Here is a 527-nt window from a genome sequence, read left to right on the forward strand (position 1 = left end):
CGCTCCAGCTTACGTTCTTCAGCGTGCCACCGTTCCATCACCATCCCGGCACGATAATTGTCCATCTGACGGCGACTTTTACTGTCCTGCCACACCGGCACCAGACTCTGCACGGAGACACTCTCGCTTTTTAACTGACCCTGTGTCTGCAATGTGTCACGGATGGTCTGCGTTAACCGCTGTTGTTCACGCGGGCCGGAGACCTGAGCGCTGACCGCGACGGAAGAAGACGTGAGTTCCGCATACTTCTGTGCAAGGGCCTCATAACGCTGACGCTTATCACCCTGACTGATAATATCCACACTGATCGGCGTTTCATTGGCCGCCTTAAATCGTGCCACGCCAGCCTCTTCCAGTGTCGCCAGTGCATTACCGGTGCCTTTGCGCCCCTGCGTATCCATAAACAGAATCTGTACACTGTGACGTTGTGCATGGTCTAACAGGTGCAATGTCTCTTTCACCGACAGTTTTTCCGCGCTGGCGACAACCAGTGTGCTGTTCGTCGGTAACAAAACACCCTCAGCCAC

The 527-nt window shown here is 54.8% G+C and carries 1 protein-coding gene; it reads right to left on the bottom strand.

All coding sequences use genetic code 11. The features are described from left to right. Positions 1-527: ssDNA-binding domain-containing protein (locus AEP37_RS26865; RefSeq protein WP_456243162.1), on the bottom strand; the 527-nt coding region annotated here is incomplete at both ends.

Origin of the sequence: Yersinia pekkanenii, from assembly GCF_001152565.1 — a bacterium.
Taxonomy (GTDB): domain Bacteria; phylum Pseudomonadota; class Gammaproteobacteria; order Enterobacterales; family Enterobacteriaceae; genus Yersinia; species Yersinia pekkanenii.